The following is an 834-nucleotide window of genomic DNA, read 5'->3' as shown; positions in this document are numbered from 1 at the left end:
CTCAGCTTGCGGCCTTGAACAGGCCGACGCGCAGATCCTTCGCCTCGTAGATGCGCTTGCCGTCGGCCTCGAGATGGCCGTCCGCGATGCCGAGGACGAGCTTGCCCTTGAAGACGCGCTTGATGTCGATGCCGTAGACGACCTTGCTGACGCTCGGCAGGACCTGGTCGGCGAATTTCACCTCGCCGACGCCGAAGGCCCGGCCGCGGCCCTCGAGCCCCGACCAGCCGAGGAAGAAGCCGACGAGCTGCCAGAGGGCGTCGAGGCCGAGGCAGCCGGGCATGACCGGGTCCCCCTGGAAATGGCAGGGGAAGAACCAGAGGTCCGGCCGGATGTCGAATTCCGCCTTGATCTCCCCCTTGCCGAAGGCCCCGCCGGTCTCGGAGATGTGGGCGATGCGGTCGAACATGAGCATGGGCGGCAGGGGAAGCTGCGCATTGCCCTGTCCGAACAATTCGCCCCGCCCGCAGGCCAGCAGTTCCTCGTAGGTAAAGCTCGACTGCCGCGACATGTCCCGTCCGTTCCTGCCTGTCCGATCCGTCACGTCGGGCGGACGGCGCTCGCCTAGCACGGCGCGGAGGAGGTCTCAAACGGAGTCGAGAGGGGAACATTGCGATAATCGGGCGGGGATAGTATGGAGCAGGGGCTTCTTCCGTCCGGGACCCATGACAGAACGCAATTTTCTTCCGCCGAGGCCCGCCAAGGCGGCCCCGTCCGACACGCATCTCGCCCGCAAGGGCTGCCCCGTCTCCGAGTTGAAAGACCGGCTGCGGCGGGTGGGCTTGCGCCCGACGCGCCAGCGCATCTCGCTCGGCTGGCTGCTCTTCGCCAAGG

The 834-nt window shown here is 67.1% G+C and carries 1 protein-coding gene and 1 pseudogene; one reads left to right on the top strand and one right to left on the bottom strand.

The genetic code is table 11. The annotated features are described in order from the left end of the window. Position 1: 1 nt before the first annotated feature. Entirely contained in the window at positions 2–511 is a 510-nt protein-coding gene (gene fabA / locus PKD06_RS11865) for a 3-hydroxyacyl-[acyl-carrier-protein] dehydratase FabA (RefSeq protein WP_324380390.1), read from the bottom strand. Positions 512–665: 154 nt separating this feature from the next. On the opposite strand from fabA, the pseudogene PKD06_RS18770 reads away from it, so the two are divergent. Continuing rightward, positions 666–834 (top strand): annotated as a pseudogene (locus tag PKD06_RS18770) (transcriptional repressor); the annotation flags it as partial.

Origin of the sequence: Enterovirga sp., assembly GCF_035325185.1 — a bacterium.
Lineage (GTDB): Bacteria > Pseudomonadota > Alphaproteobacteria > Rhizobiales > Beijerinckiaceae > Enterovirga.
Note: the sequence above shows the minus strand (reverse complement) of the source record. Positions and strands in the feature narration are given on the sequence as shown.